Source organism: Micromonospora sp. NPDC004551 (assembly GCF_040609975.1).
Classification (GTDB): Bacteria; Actinomycetota; Actinomycetes; order Mycobacteriales; family Micromonosporaceae; genus Micromonospora.
Genome location: NZ_JBEXLM010000006.1, coordinates 104,815 through 119,156, shown reverse-complemented (window position 1 = coordinate 119,156; position 14,342 = coordinate 104,815). Strand labels below are relative to the sequence as shown.

12 protein-coding genes are annotated in these 14,342 nt (G+C 75.1%); 10 read left to right on the top strand and 2 right to left on the bottom strand.

All coding sequences use genetic code 11. The features are described 5' to 3' along the window. The 4 genes from ABZW14_RS09910 (at position 1) to ABZW14_RS09895 (ending at position 4,223) form a co-directional block, all read left to right on the top strand. The gene (locus tag ABZW14_RS09910) at positions 1-1,605 is read left to right on the top strand and encodes an asparagine synthase-related protein (protein WP_355342725.1); all 1,605 of its coding nucleotides are present in this window, start codon (positions 1-3) and stop codon (positions 1,603-1,605) included. 130 nt (positions 1,606-1,735) lie between these two features. Further along, the gene (locus tag ABZW14_RS09905) at positions 1,736-2,209 is read left to right on the top strand and encodes a DUF1203 domain-containing protein (RefSeq protein WP_355342722.1); all 474 of its coding nucleotides are present in this window, start codon (positions 1,736-1,738) and stop codon (positions 2,207-2,209) included. A 39-nt stretch (positions 2,210-2,248) separates the two neighbouring features. Next, complete coding sequence (locus tag ABZW14_RS09900) at positions 2,249-3,184, top strand: PfkB family carbohydrate kinase (protein WP_355342719.1); 936 nt, start codon at positions 2,249-2,251, stop codon at positions 3,182-3,184. 46 nt (positions 3,185-3,230) lie between these two features. After that, positions 3,231-4,223, top strand: a complete 993-nt coding sequence (locus ABZW14_RS09895) for a linear amide C-N hydrolase (protein ID WP_355342717.1) — start codon at positions 3,231-3,233, stop codon at positions 4,221-4,223. 42 nt (positions 4,224-4,265) lie between these two features. Here ABZW14_RS09895 and ABZW14_RS09890 read toward each other — a convergent pair whose 3' ends face one another. After that, entirely contained in the window at positions 4,266-5,717 is a 1,452-nt protein-coding gene (locus tag ABZW14_RS09890; protein ID WP_355342714.1) for a hypothetical protein, read from the bottom strand. A gap of 138 nt (positions 5,718-5,855) precedes the next feature. On the opposite strand from ABZW14_RS09890, the gene ABZW14_RS09885 reads away from it, so the two are divergent. The 6 genes from ABZW14_RS09885 (at position 5,856) to ABZW14_RS09860 (ending at position 12,663) form a co-directional block, all read left to right on the top strand. Beyond that, entirely contained in the window at positions 5,856-6,539 is a 684-nt protein-coding gene (locus ABZW14_RS09885; RefSeq protein ID WP_355342711.1) for a DUF305 domain-containing protein, read from the top strand. Between the two features lie 172 nt (positions 6,540-6,711). Then, on the top strand, positions 6,712-7,248 hold the full coding sequence (locus ABZW14_RS09880; RefSeq protein WP_355342708.1) for a hypothetical protein: 537 nt from the start codon (positions 6,712-6,714) through the stop codon (positions 7,246-7,248). Positions 7,249-7,357: 109 nt separating this feature from the next. After that, entirely contained in the window at positions 7,358-8,602 is a 1,245-nt protein-coding gene (locus ABZW14_RS09875; RefSeq protein ID WP_355342705.1) for a histidine kinase, read from the top strand. Next, positions 8,599-9,264 (top strand): response regulator transcription factor, encoded by a 666-nt coding sequence (locus tag ABZW14_RS09870; protein WP_355342702.1) that lies wholly within the window; start codon positions 8,599-8,601, stop codon positions 9,262-9,264. The genes ABZW14_RS09875 and ABZW14_RS09870 overlap by 4 nt, the downstream gene beginning before the upstream one ends. Before the next feature lie 148 nt (positions 9,265-9,412). Further along, positions 9,413-10,177: an ABC transporter ATP-binding protein gene (locus ABZW14_RS09865; protein WP_355342699.1), complete on the top strand. Its 765-nt coding sequence runs from the start codon at positions 9,413-9,415 to the stop codon at positions 10,175-10,177. A gap of 5 nt (positions 10,178-10,182) precedes the next feature. Next, positions 10,183-12,663, top strand: coding sequence for an FtsX-like permease family protein (locus ABZW14_RS09860; RefSeq protein ID WP_355342696.1), 2,481 nt, complete (start codon positions 10,183-10,185; stop codon positions 12,661-12,663). 142 nt (positions 12,664-12,805) lie between these two features. Here the strand turns inward: ABZW14_RS09860 and ABZW14_RS09855 are convergent, their stop codons facing one another. Continuing rightward, a complete protein-coding gene (locus tag ABZW14_RS09855; RefSeq protein ID WP_355342693.1) occupies positions 12,806-14,209 on the bottom strand; it encodes a serine/threonine-protein kinase in 1,404 nt (467 codons plus the stop codon). Positions 14,210-14,342: the final 133 nt, after the last annotated feature.

The window sequence follows — 14,342 nt, the reverse complement described above, 5'->3', positions numbered from 1 at the left end:
ATGTGCGGGATCGCGTTGAGCATCGGTCCCGAGGCCGACCCGGCCGTCTTCCGGCGGATGCTGGCCGTCCTCGCTCCGCGCGGCGAGGTCACCGAGACCCGGCAGGAGGACGGCCTGCTCGCCGGCGTACGGCGGCTGCGGGTGGTGGACCGCGAGCGGGCGGTGCAGCCCTGGGTCTCGCCCGACGAGCGGCACGTCCTCTGCTACAACGGCGAGGTCTTCAACCACCACGAGCTGCGCGCGGAGCTGACGCGGCTCGGGCACGGGTTCCGCACCACCGGCGACACCGAGGTGGTGCTCGCCGCCTTCCGGCAGTGGGGCGAGGAAGCGGTGCGCCGGCTGCGTGGCGAGTACGCCTTCGCCGTGGTGGAGCGGGCCACCGGCCGGGCCTACCTGGCCCGGGACCCGCTCGGGGTGAAGCCGCTCTACTGGTGCCGCGGCCCGGGCTGCCTGCACCTCGCCTCCGAGGTGAAGGCGCTGGTCGGGCACGGCGCGCCGATCAGCGAGGTGCCGCCCGGGCACCACGGCTGGGCCGAACCCGACGGGCCGGTCCGGTTGCGCCCGTACGTGGATCTGCTCACCCTGGGCGCCGGCCTGCCGGTGATCGACGACCCGGACGAGGCCGCCCTGCTCGTCCGGGTCGCGCTCACCGACAGCATGCGGGTACGGCTGGACACCGACCTCACCGTCGGCGTGGTGCTCTCCGGCGGCCTGGACAGCTCACTGGCCCTGCTGCACGCCACGCGGCTGCACCCGGACTGCGTGGCGGTCACCGTCGGCGTGCCGGACAGCCCCGACGTGGCGTACGCCCGGCGGCTCGCCACCGACCTGGGCGTGCCGCACGAGGTGATCGAGCTGCGCCCCCGCGACATCCGGCTGGCCGACGTGCGCGAGGCGATCCGGATCTCCGAGCTGACCGAGTACGGGGACATCATCAACGCCGTGGTCTCGGTGCCGATCTTCCGGCGGCTGCGGGAGCTGGGCGTGAAGGTGGTGCTCACCGGCGACGGCTCGGACGAGTTGTTCGGCGGCTATCCGATGTACCACCAGGTCGGCCCGGAGCGGTCCCGCCGCCTGTTCCTCCACAAGATCCGCAACCTGTGCCGCACCGAGTTGCAGCGGGTCGACCGGGCCAGCATGGGGCACGGCGTGGAGGCCCGGGTGCCCTTCCTCGATCTCAGCGTGGTGGAGCTGGCCATGCGGCTGCCGCTGGATCTCAAGCTGCGCGACGGGCAGGAGAAGTGGATCGTCCGGCGGGCCTTCGCCGACGTGCTGCCGGACTACATCCGGCGGCGGCCGAAGAACCCGATGTCGTACTCGTCGGGGCTGCACGAACGGGCCCGGCTCTACAAGCCGCTCTTCGCCCGGCTGCACCGCTCCTTCGGCTACCAGCTGCTCGAACCCGTCCGCCGGGACTTCGACAGCGTGCTCACCAGGTGCGGCAACGACCTGGACCGGGCCATCGCCGACGGGCTGGCCCGCCCGGACTACACGGTGCTGGAGCACGCCCGGGACCTGGTGGGCGCGGCGAAGTGGAACGCCGTGCCGGTGGTCCGGCGGCTGGTCGGCCCGCGCGTCGTGCGGCGCGTCGCGTCCCGCCCGTGACCCCGCCGCTCGACTCTGACACCGGGTCAGGGACGAGCGCGGTCGGCTGAACCGGGTGGTCGCCCTGACGGCCCCCGCGAGGTCCGATCGCCGCCAGCCACCGGCCGCGTCCCGGGCCAGGCTGGACGGCATGACGACGACGCGCACCAGGTACGTGATCCAACCCGTGCCCGCCGAGCTGCTGGCCGACGTGCGCCGCACCGGCCGGGACGCCTCCGGCCAGCCACCCGAGCGGCGCTGCGCCGAGGGCGGCGAGCCGCTGCGCTGCTGCCTGCGCGACGCCACGGCGGGCGAGCCGCTGCTCCTGTTCGGGTACGCCCCGCCGCTGCCGCCCGGCCCGTACCGGGAGGTGGGGCCGATCTTCGCGCACGCGGTCGACTGCCCAGGCCCGGCGGACGTGACGGCGTACCCGGCCGACTGGCGGGGGCGGCCCCAGGTGCTGCGGGCGTACGACCGGCGCGGGCGGATCGTCGGCGGCCGGCGGCACGACGGAGAGGACCCGGAGGCGGTCGTCGCCGAGCTGCTGGCCGACCCTGCGGTGGACCGCCTGCACAGCCGCAACGTGGTCTACGGCTGCTGGATGTTCGCGGTGGTCCGCGGCTGACCCGGGCGTGACCGGCGGCGGCCGGGGTATCAGCCGGGCATGACCGGACTGGACGCGATCGTGGTGGGGCAGGTGGCCCGGGACCTCGTGCTGCGGGTGGACGAGGTGCCCGGCCCGTCCGGGACGGTCCCGGTGCGGTGCCGGCGGGAACTGCTCGGCGGCAAGGGCGCCAACCAGGCCGTCGGGCTGGCCCAGCTCGGCGTCCGGGTCGGGCTGCTCGGCGTGGTGGGCGAGGACGAGGTCGGCGACCGGCTCCTGGGCCAGGCCCGCAGCGACGGCATCGACGTGGCCCCGGTGCTGCGCCGGCCGGACACGCCGAGCGCGCTGATCGTGGACGTGGTCGACGACCGGGCGCGCTGGCGCTACCTGGAGGACATCCCCGAGGCGACCCTGCTCAGCGAGGCGGACGTGACCGGCGCGGCCGGGATGCTGCGGGCCGCCCGGGCCGTGGTGGTCCAGCTCCAGCAGCCGCTGCCGGCGGCGCTCGCGGCGGCCCGGCACGCCCGCGACGCCGGCCGGCTCGTGGTACTCGACGGCGCGTCGGACGACCCGGACGGCGCGGCCGAGCTGCTGTCCCGGGCCGACGTGCTGCGGGCCGACGCGCGGGAGGCCGGCCTGCTGCTCGGCGGCGACGCGCCGAAGGACGCCGAGGCGGGGCTGGCCGCCGGACGGGAGCTGGCCGCCCGCGGGCCGGCGCTGGTCGCCGTCGAGGTGGCGGGGGAGGGCAACGCCTTCGTCTGGCCGGACGGGGAGCTGTTCGTGCCGCTGAGCGAGACACCCACGGTGGACAGCACAGGCGCCGGGGACGCCTTCGTCGCCGCCGTCACGGCCGGCCTGCTCCGCGACGACCCGTACCCCCGGCTGGCCCGCTGCGCGGTCGCGGCGGCCGGCGCGACCGTCGGGCACGCCGGGGGCCGGCCCGCCCTCACGGCGGAGGCGATCGAGGCCCAGCTCGCCCGGATCCCCGGCCGCTGAACGTCCCCCATGGACAACCGTCGTCGCCTCTTCTAGCGTCGCGGGCATGCGGAGGACCCTGCTCGCCACCGGGCTCGCCCTGCTCCTCGTGACCACCGCCTGTGCCGGGAGCCGCCGGCCCACGGCTCCGGCCGGGGCCGGCACGCCGTCCGCCTCCCGGCAGGACGCCGGCCAGATCGAGCGCACCCTGGCCAGCCTGCGCCGGGTCGACGACCTGCCGCTCTACGAGATGACCTATGACGGTGACTACGACCCGACCGCCGGCATCGCGGGCACCCCGCAGGCGACCCCGTTCGGCTGCTCCCTCTTCGCCGCCGGCGGCGACCGGATCCGGCCGCTGTTCGCCCGCAACTTCGACTGGGACGCGAACCCCGCGCTGGTGCTGCGCACCGACCCGCCGGACGCGTACGCCTCGATCTCCCTGGTGGACATCTCCTACCTGGGGGTCACGGCCGACCCGGCCGGCGACCGCCGGCTGCTGAACGCGCCGCTGCTGCCCTTCGACGGGATGAACGAGCGGGGCCTGGCCGTCGGGCTGGCCGCCGACGACGGCGCGACCGCGGAGCCGATTCCCGGCCGGCCCACCGTCGGTTCGGTACGCATCCTGCGCCTGGTGCTGGACTCCGCCGCCACGGTGGACGAGGCGATCGCCGTGTTCGGGCGCTACAACCTGGACTTCGACGGCGGCCCCCCGCTGCACTACCTGATCGCCGACGCCGCCGGGGCGTCCGCCGTGATCGAGTTCGTGGACGGCCGGATGCGGGCCGAGAAGGGCCGGGGCGCCTGGCAGGCGCTGACCAACGTGCCGGCCATCGGGGTGGCCGACCGGGACCTGCGCACCGACCACCGGTACGGGGTGCTGGCCGAGGCGCTGGACCGGGCCGGCGGCGCGGTCGACGCCCCGGCCGCGTTGCGCCTGCTCGACGCCGTGCGGCAGCCGCACACCCGCTGGTCGGTGACGTACGGGCTGCGCAGCGGCGAGGTGCGGCTGGTCACCGCGGGCGGCGGCGAGCGCGGCTACCGGCTGCCGATGAGCTGAGCCGGGCCCGACCCCCGACGGGGGCCGGACCCGGCCGCCGCGTCACCGGCCCAGGTAGCCAATCTGGGTCTGCACGTTCAGCTCGGGCACCCGGATCAGCTGCGCCACCCACGTACGCGGGTCGCGCAGCTCCAGCACGTCCAGGCCCTTCTGGATGTCGCTGGAGTAGATGTGGCCGTTGTACCAGTAGGCCGACCAGGAGCCGCCGGTGCGGAGCTGGGCGGCGTCCAGCGGACCCCGCTCCCAGAAGGCGATCTCCTTGGGCTGGCGGGAGTTGGTGAAGTCCCAGACCGAGATGCCGCCCTGGTACCAGGCCTGGACCATGATGTCGCGGCCGGGCACCGGCACGAGCGAGCCGTTGTGCGCCACGCAGTTCTCGGTGTCGGCGTTCGCCCGGGGGATCTTGTAGTAGCTGCGGAACGCGAGCCGCCGGTCGTCGCCGCGCCCGGTGATGTCGTAGATGGCGTCCGCGCCGCGGTTCGGCCCGGTGGCCTCGTTGCAGGTCGCGGCGCCGCCGCCGCCCAGCTCGTCGGTGAAGACGACCTTGGTGCCGGAGTTGTTGAAGGTCGCCGAGTGCCAGAAGGCGAAGTTCTCGGTGTCCCGGACCCGCTCGATCACCCGGGGCGCCTCGCGGTCGGCGATGTCGAGCAGGATGCCGTCGCCCATGCAGGCGCCGGCCGCGATGTCCTTCGCCGGGTACGCGGTGATGTCGTGGCAGCCGGTGGTGGCCGACTTCTCACCCGGGATGCCCGGGTAGCCGCCGTCGGGGAACAGGTTCGGGGTGGCCACCACGGCGGCGTCGGTCGGCGACCGCAGCGGCACCTTCACGATCGAGATCGAGTCGTGCGGCGGCTGACAGTCGGGGAACTCGGCCCGCGGGCTGTACGACGACACGTACAGGTAGACGGTCCCGCGGTCCTTGCCCGGCACCAGCGTGTGGGTGTGCGAGCCGCAGGCGGTCTCCACCGACTTGACGTAGCGCGGGTTGCGCTTGTCGCCGATGTCGAAGATCTTGATGCCCTCCCACGACGCGGCCTCCGAGGCGGGCTGGGCGACGCTGCTGCAGGAGTCGTCGCTGCGGGACGAGTCGGTGGACAGGAACAGCAGGTCACCGTGGACGGAGACGTCGTTCTGGGAGCCGGGGCAGAGCACCTGGGACACGATTGTCGGGGCGCTCGGCCGGGAGACGTCGTAGATGACGAAGCCGTCGTAGTTGCCGACGAAGGCGTACCGGCCCTGGAACGCGATGTCGGTGCCGAACGACGTCGAGGTGTCGAACGGCGCCTGCTTCGGCAGGTTGGCGACCTGCCGCAGGTTGGGGCTGCTGGAGATCTCGTCGACACCGGGGACGGCGCTGTCCACGGCGGCCGGCGCGGCCTGTGCCCGGGGGATCTCCTGGGCGCTGCTGGCCGGTGCGGTGACGACGCCGGCGACGAGCAGGGCGGCGGCGGCGAGGCTGACGATCCGGGTTCGGGACGTGCGGATGCTGATCATCGGCGGCACCCTCCGAAAGGGGATGATGATTTTCCACACCTTACCGGCCGATCACATGCATCAATGTGATGCCGGTCACATGTAGGCAGGTTTGTCTATGGATAGGATCGCTGTCACCTCGACCGGAGGGAGTGCCGTATGACCGGCCGGCAGGGACGTGTGTGGCTCGCCGTCACAGTGCTGGTGGTGCTCCTGGTCGTCGGCGCCGTGGCGCTGGCCGGGCGGGGGGAGGGCCGCCCGGCGGTCGCCTCGGCCAGCCCGTCCGTCACCGCGTCACCGGTCGACGCGCCGCCGGTCGTCGTGCCCGGCCGGCCGGGGGAACCGGCGGCCACCCGTCCCGCCCAGGAGGTCCGGGACGCCGCACCACCGCGCTACAACGGCCTCGACGTCTGGTATGTCCGGATGATGATCCCGCACCACCAGCAGGCGGTGGAGATGGCGACCCTCGCCCCCGACCGGGCCGCCGACCCCCGGGTGCGCGCCGTCGCCGACCGGATCCGCGCCGCCCAGGGGCCCGAGATCGGGGTGCTGCGCGGCTGGCTGGGCGAGCGCGACCTGCCCGCCGAGGTCCCCGGGCACGACCACGGCTCGATGCGCGGGATGCAGTCCGCGGAGGCGATGCGGCAACTCGCCGCGGCGCGGGGCGCGGAGTTCGACCGGCTCTTCGTGCGGATGATGACGGCGCACCATGAGGGCGCGGTCATCATGTCCACCGATCTGCTCAAGGTCGGCGCGGACCAGACCCTCCAGGAGTTCGCCAACGCCGTCGCCGTCGAGCAGTCCGCCGAGATCGCCCGCCTCCGCGAGCTGATCGCCGCCTGAGCCGCCGGCTCCCGCGACGGCGCGCTTCGCCCGGTCGCGGGCCGGTGAATCTTGGCGAGTTGTCGTTCGCCGCGAACGGTAAGTCCCCAAGATCGCACCGGTGCCGCCTCGCGACCGTGGCGACCCGCGCATCGATCAGTCCAATTGACACTGGCGACTGCGCGATGTGACGATGGCCGCCACCTCCGACCAAGATCCAGAGAGGATGCCGTTCTTGAGAAACCTGACGACGGTCCTGACGGGACTCGCGCCTGCTCGGCGCGCGGCCAGCGCGGTTCTCGCTCTCGTGACCGCGGTGGCCGTGGTGTTCGCCGCGCCGGCGCCGGCCATGGCCCAGGGGGACGACTTCGCCAACGTCTGCGCGTCTCCCTATGTCAGTTGCCGCAACGGTGTCGAGGCCGGACTGGTGGAGGGCCAGTGCATGACGGCGAACGGCACGGGCAACTACACGCAGGTCTGCGTCAGGTACGACGGTGACTACGTCTACGTCCGGGACGGCCAGGCCGACGGGCACGCGGCGATCGGGGAGATCGCCGGCGGAGACGGAAACATCATCACCCGGCTCTGTCGCAACCCCTTCGGATACGGCACCTGGGCCAAGTGCAACTTCGACTGGACCGAGTCGGGCACCAAGTTCGTCACCGGCGGCTACTTCGAGAACCGGAATCAACTCGCCGGGCAGTTGCTGTGGCAGTTCTCCGGTAACTGAGACGCCCTTTCCCGTCTCTCCCCGGTGGCCGCGGGAGTCCGTCGGTGTCCTCGGCGCCGATCGGGCGTGACTGGGTGAACATCGACGTGGGCACCAGCCCGTACGCTGGGTGACCGTGGATCGCATCGTCTTCGGCCGCCCGCTGCGCAGCGTCGCGTTCGACGCCGCCGTGTCGGGCCTGGTGGCCCTCTTCGCCGTCCTGGGGATCTTCGCCCAGCCCGGCGGCGTGGCGGCCTCCGCCGTCGGCGTGGTGATGGCGGCGGTCCTGCTGTTCCGGCGGATCCACCCGTCGGCGGTGGCCGCCGGCGTGGCGGTGCTCGCGCTGCTCCAGGTGGTCGTCGGCTGGGGCCCGCTGGCCTACGACATCGGCGTGCTCATCGCGCTCTACAGCGTGGTCAAGTACGCCGACCGGCTGCGCGACGGCATCCTGGCCGGGATCGTCGCCGCGATCGGCGTGGCGCTCGCCGCCGCCCAGATGCCCGCGCAGGCGCCCTGGTGGGCCGGCGCGCTCTACTACGGCCTGGTCACCGGCGCGGTCTGGCTCGTCGGGCTGAACGTGCGCACCCGTCGGCTCTACGTGGTCAGCCTCGAGGAGCGGGCCACCACCCTGGAACGGGAGCGGGAGGCCGAGGCCCGGGCGGCCGTCGCCGAGGAACGTACCCGGATCGCCCGCGAGCTGCACGACGTCGTGGCGCACAGCATGGCCGTCATGATCGTGCAGGCCGACGGGGTGCGGTTCACCATCGACCGCGATCCGGCCACCGCGCGGGAGGCGGCCAAGGTGGTGGCGGACACCGGCCGGCAGGCGCTGGAGGAGATGCGGCGCCTGGTCGGCGTACTCCGGGAGCCGAGCCGGCCGGAGCCGGCGGACGCGCCGGCCGCGGCGGGCGAGCCCGACGGCGGCCTGTCCGCCGAGCCCGTGCACCGCCGGCCGGCGCTGGTCGAGCTGCCCGAGCTGCTGGACCGCTTCCGCGCCGCCGGCCTGCGGATCACCGACACCACCACCGGCACGCCGGTAGCCCTGCCGCCCGGCCTGGAGCTGACCGTCTACCGGGTGGTGCAGGAGAGCCTGACCAACGCGCTCAAGCACGCCGGCGTGGGCGCGGCGGTCGAGCTGCGCCTCGACTGGTCCGCGGACACCGTCGTGGTCCGGGCGGTCGACGACGGGCGCGGCCGTCCGGTGGTCCGGCCGGCGCCGTCCGGGGGGCACGGCCTGGTGGGCATGCGCGAGCGGGTCGGCGTGTACGACGGCAGCCTCGCCGCCGGCCCCACGCTGGGCGGTGGCTGGCGGGTCGAGGCGCGGCTGCCGCTACCGTCGGCGTCGGGCAGCGAGGAAGGGAAGGCGGCGGCATGACCGTGCGGGTGGTGATCGTCGACGACCAGGCGCTGGTGCGCGCCGGGTTCCGGATGGTGCTCGACTCCCAGCCCGACCTCGCCGTGGTCGGCGAGGCGATCGACGGCGCGGACGCGCTGCGGGTGCTGGACCGGGTCGAGGCCGACGTGGTGGTGATGGACCTGCGGATGCCGACCATGGACGGCGTGGAGGCGACGAAGCGGATCTGCGCCCGGCCGGCCGGGAACCGCCCCCGGGTGCTGGTGCTCACCACCTTCGACACCGAGGCCGACGCGTTCGCCGCGCTGCGCGCCGGTGCCAGCGGCTTCCTGCTCAAGAACGTCCCGCCCGAGGACCTGCTCGCCGCGATCCGGGTGGTCGCCGAGGGCGACTCGGTGGTGGCTCCGTCGATCACCCGGCGGCTGCTCGACCGGTTCGCCGGGCAGCTCGGGCCGGCGCCCACCGAGGACCCGCGGCTGGCCCAGCTCACCGAGCGGGAACGGGAGGTGCTGCTGCTCGTCGCGCAGGGGCTCTCCAACGCCGAGATCGCCGCCCGGGTGCACGTCGCCGAAGCGACGGTGAAGACCCACGTGGGCCGGATCCTGGCCAAGCTCCAGCTCCGCGACCGGGTCCAGGCCGTGGTGCTCGCCTACGAGAGCGGGCTGGTCACCCCGGGCGGCTGACCCGGTGTACGACCTGAGTCGTACGGGTCGACCCGGTCGGGGGCGACCACCGGCGTACCGAGGTCGAGCGCGCAGGTGGAGATCATCCACGGGGTGCCGCGCATAGCGTCGGATGAGTCAGATGACCCTGTCCGACAGGAGCACCACGTTGTCCGCAACCGCCACCACAGGCGTCGCCGTCACCGCTCGTGAGCTGCGCAAGGAGTACGGCTCGGGGCTGTCCCGGGTCGTCGCCCTCGACGGCGTCGACCTCGACCTGGCCGCCGCCCGGTTCACCGCCGTGATGGGCCCATCCGGCTCCGGCAAGTCCACCCTGCTGCACTGCCTCGCCGGTCTGGACCGGCCGTCGGCGGGCAGCGTCCGCATCGGCGACGCCGACCTGGCACGCCTGGACGACCGCCGGCTGACCCGGCTGCGCCGCGACCGGATCGGCTTCGTCTTCCAGAAGTTCAACCTGCTGCCCACCCTCACCGCCGAGGAGAACATCGTGCTGCCGCTGGCCATCGCCGGCCGGCGGCCCGACCCCGGGTGGCTGGGCCGGGTGGTCGCCGCCGTGGGCCTCACCGACCGCCTCCGGCACCGGCCCGCCGAACTGTCCGGGGGCCAGCAGCAGCGGGTCGCCGTGGCCCGGGCCCTGATCACCCGGCCCTGGGTGATCTTCGCGGACGAGCCCACCGGCAACCTGGACTCCCGCTCCGGCGCGGAGGTGCTGCGGCTGCTGCGCGAGGCGGTCGACACGCTCGGCCAGACCGTGGTCATGGTGACCCACGACCCGAAGGCCGCCGCCCACGCCGACCGGGTGGTCTTCCTCGCCGACGGGCGGCTGGTCGATGAGCTGCACGCCCCGACCGCCGGTCAGGTCCTCGACGCGCTCACCCGCCTCGAGGCCGCCGCGCCGCTGGTGGGGCGGTGACCGGGATGCTGCGCCTGACCCTGCGCCAGGTCCGCGCCGACGGGCTGCGCCTGCTGCTCTCCTCGCTGGCCATCGTCCTCGGCGTCGCCTTCGTGGCGGGCACCCTCATGTTCACCGACGGCATGCGCGCCGGGGCGTACGAGCGGGCCGGCGCCTTCGACCGGCACACCGACCTGGCCGCGTACGCGGGCACCGCGCCGCTGCCGCCCGCCCTGGTCGACCGGGTGCGCACGGTCGACGGGGTGGCGGCCGCCGAGGGGGAGCTGACCGGCACCGCCGGGGTGGTGGGCGCCGACGGGCGGCCCGTGCTCGGTTACGCCGTGCTCGCCGCGATCCCCACCGACGCGGCCCTCCAGTCGTACGACCTGGTCGCCGGCCGGCTGCCGCAGCGGACCGGCGAGCTGGTGCTCGACGAGGAGACCGTGGCCGACCAGCACTTCACCCTCGGCGGCCCGGTACGGGTCGGCGGGAACGGCGGGCCGGCCCGCCCGTACACCCTGGTCGGCGCCGTCGACGTGGCCGGCAGCTCGCGCGACGTCGGCGGACCCTTCATCGGCCTGGCCGGCCCCGACGCCCTCGCGGTCAGCGGACAGCGCGGCTACGACCGGATCATGGTGGCCGCGCGGCCCGACGTCGACCGGGCGGCGCTCGCCGACCGGGTCCGCGCGGCGGTCGGGCCGAAGATCGCGGTCCGGGACCGCGCGGCGATCCTCGACGAGGCGGTGGCGGACGCGGTCCGCGACCGGCGGCAGTTCGAGCTGTTCCTGGGCACCTTCGCCGCGGTGGCGGTGGTGGTCGCCGGCTTCGTGATCGCCAACACCTTCGCCATCGTGCTGGCCCAGCGGTCCCGCCGCACCGCGCTGCTGCGGCTGGTCGGCGCCACGCGGGGGCAGGTCTACCGGGCCACCCTCGGCGAGGCGGCGCTGACCGGGCTGCTCGCCTCGGCGGCCGGGGTGCTGGCCGGGGTGGGAATCGCCGCCGGCCTGGGCGCGCTGCTGTCGGCCCTGGACGCGCCGGTCGCCGGCACCGTCACCGTCACGGCCCGGACGGTGCTGCTCTCGCTCGGCCTCGGCACGCTGCTGACCGTGGTCGCCGCCGCCGTGCCGTCCTGGCAGGGCACCCGGGTCGCGCCGGTGGCCGCGCTGACCGACGCGGCCGTGCAGCCCGCCCGCCGGGCCGGCCGGGTCCGGCTCGCGGCCGGCGCGCTGGTCCTCGCCGCAGGCGTCGCCTCGCTCGTCGGTGCCGGGGTCGTCGGCCAGGTGCCGCTGGTCGCCGCGGGCGGTGTGCTGGCCTTCCTGGGCATCGTGCTGTTCGGCCCGGTGCTGGTGCCCGCCCTGATCCGGGTGCTCGGCCTGCCGGCCCGCCGCCTGCTCGGCGTCCCGGCCGGGCTGGCCGTGGCGAACGCCGTGCGCAACCCGCGCCGGGCGGCGTCCACCGCCACCGCCATGGTGATCGGCATCGGCCTGGTGTCCGCGTTCGTGGTCGGCGCGGGCAGCGCGAAGGTCGGCATCGAGCGCGCCGTGGACGCCGAGATCGGGGTGGACTTCCTGGTCACCGGGATCGGCGGGGACCTGCCGGCGCCGCTGGCCGGCGAGCTGGCCGCCCGGCCGGAGCTGGGCGTGGTGCACGAGCAGCGCAGCCGCGTGGTGGACGGGATCGAGGTGCGCGCCGCTCACCCGGCGCTGGTCCGCCGGACGCTGTCCGCCGTGGACGCCGGTGACCCGGCCGCCCTGGGTCCGGGCACGGTGCTGGTGCACCGCGAGCTGGCCGCCGCCCGCGGGTGGTCGGTGGGCAGCACGGTCCCGCTCGCCGGCCGGTCGTTCCGGGTTGCCGCCGTGGTGGCCGACGACAACCCCACCCTGGCGGGCAGCCCGGTGCCGGCCGGGCACGTGGTGGACGTCGCCGACGCCGACTTCGCCCGCCTCTTCCCGGCCGAGCGCGGATATCTCGCCGAGGTGGACCCCGCAGACGGGGTCTCCACCGACGCCGCCCGGGCCGCCGTCGAGTCGGTGCTCACCCGGTATCCGACGGTCAACCTGCTGGACCAGGCGGCCTACAAGAAGATGCTCACCGGAACCGTGGACCTGGTGCTCGGACTCGTCACGGCGCTGCTCGGCCTGGCCGTGATCATCGCCCTGGTCGGCGTGGCGAACACGCTCACCCTCTCGGTGGTCGAGCGCACCCGGGAGAACGGGGTGCTGCGCGCCGTCGGCCTCACCCGGGGCGGGATGCGGGCCGTGCTCGCCGTCGAGGCGGTGCTCACGGCGCTGGTCGGCACGCTGCTCGGCATCGCGCTGGGCACCGGGGTGGCGGCCGGCGGGATGGCCGTGCTGGCCCGGATCGGCGGGGACTTCACCCTGGTGCTGCCGTGGGAACGGCTCGGCCTGATCGTCGCGGTGGCGGTGGTCGCCGCGCTGGCCGCCTCGGTCCTGCCGGCCCGGCGGGCGCTGTCCCGGCCGGTGGTGGCGGCCCTCGGGGCGGAGTGAGCGCCGGACGCCCGAGACGCGTCGGGCCGGTCCCGCGACAGCCGCGGGGCCGGCCCGACCGGGCATGGGTGCGGCGGGTCGACGGCCGCCCGGGCACGGATGCGGGCGGGTCGGCGGCCAGACGGGTGGGTGGGCCCGCGGGTCAGCGGGCCGACGCCGGCTGGACGCCGCCGCCGTCGGCCCCGCCCTCGCCGCCACCGGCGGGAGCGGTCGTGGTCGTCGTGGTCTCGGTCGGCGCGGTGGTCTCCGCCGGCGGCGAGCTGGTGGTCGGACCCGTGCTCGGCGGGGTCGGCTGGGTCGACGGGACGCTCGACGGGGTCGGCTCGGTGGATCCGCTCGCCGAGGGGCTCGGCGTCGCCGACGCCGAGGCCGACGGCCGCCCGGTGGGGCCCTGCGGGCGGTAGCTGTGGCCGCCCGCGTCCGTCGGCGGCGCCTCGGTGACCGCGGCGTCCGCGACGGAGTTGCTCGGGGCAACCGCCGGTGCCGTCGTGTCGATGTGGGTGGCCGGCGCCTCGGCGTTCTTCGCCGCGCCCAGGGCGGCGCCCAGCGCGGTCAGCGCCACCAGCACCGCGGCCGCCGCGCCGACCAGCGTGCCCCGGCGACCCCGACGGCGGGCCGGTGCCACGAGGGCCCCCTGCGCGGCGGCGGGCAGGTCGTCACGGGTGCGGCTGGACCCGGTCGCGGCGCGCAGCGCCACCGGCACCAGCGCGGTGGGCGACTCGGAGGCGGCCGCGCGGGCCGCGTCGGCCATGGCGGCGGCGGTGGGGAAGCGGTCCGCGGGGTCCTTGGCCAGGGCACGGGCCACCAGGTCCCGGACCGGCTGCGGGATCTCCACCGGCAGCTCCGGCGGCTCGTCGTCGAGGTGCCGGACCGCCACCTGCAGCGGGTTGTCCCCGGTGAACGGCGGGCTGCCGGTGAGGCAGCAGTAGGCCACGGCGCCGAGCGCGTAGATGTCGGTGGCGCCGGAGACCGGCCGGCCGGCGGCCTGCTCGGGGGCCATGTAGAGGGCGGTGCCGGGCACCGCGTTCGTGCTGGTGATGCTGGTGACGTTGGTCGACCGGGCCACCCCGAAGTCCACCAGCACCACGGTGCCGTCGTCCTGCACGAGCAGGTTGCTGGGCTTCACGTCCCGGTGGACGATGCCGCGGGTGTGCGCCGCGTGCAGGGCCTGGGCCACCTGTGCCACGATCGACATCGTCTCGCCGACCTCGAGCTGCCCGGCCGCCTCGATCCGGCGGGAGAGCGGCTCGCCCGCCACGAACTCCATGACCAGGTAGTCGGCCCGGCTGCCGTCGGGCAGCTCGTCCTCGCCGCAGTCGAAGACCTGGACCACGCCCGGGTGGCGCAGCGACGCCATGATCCGCGCCTCGGCGCGGAAGCGGGCGATGAAGTCGGGGTCGGAGACCAGTGCGGGCAGCAGGACCTTCACCGCGACCGGACGGCCGAGCACCAGGTCCGTGGCACGCCAGACGTCGCCCATGCCGCCGGTGGCGACACGGTCATCCAGGCGGTACCGACCGCTGAGTACGACGTCGGAAGTCAACACGTCAATACCGTACCCAGTCGGGCCGCGGAGTATTTCCCGCGATCTCTCCCGTCGCGGCTGGCGGGTGGCCCGACGCGCCTGGGCCGAACGGTCAGCCGCCCCCGCGCCGATCGGCTTACCGTGACGAATCGCG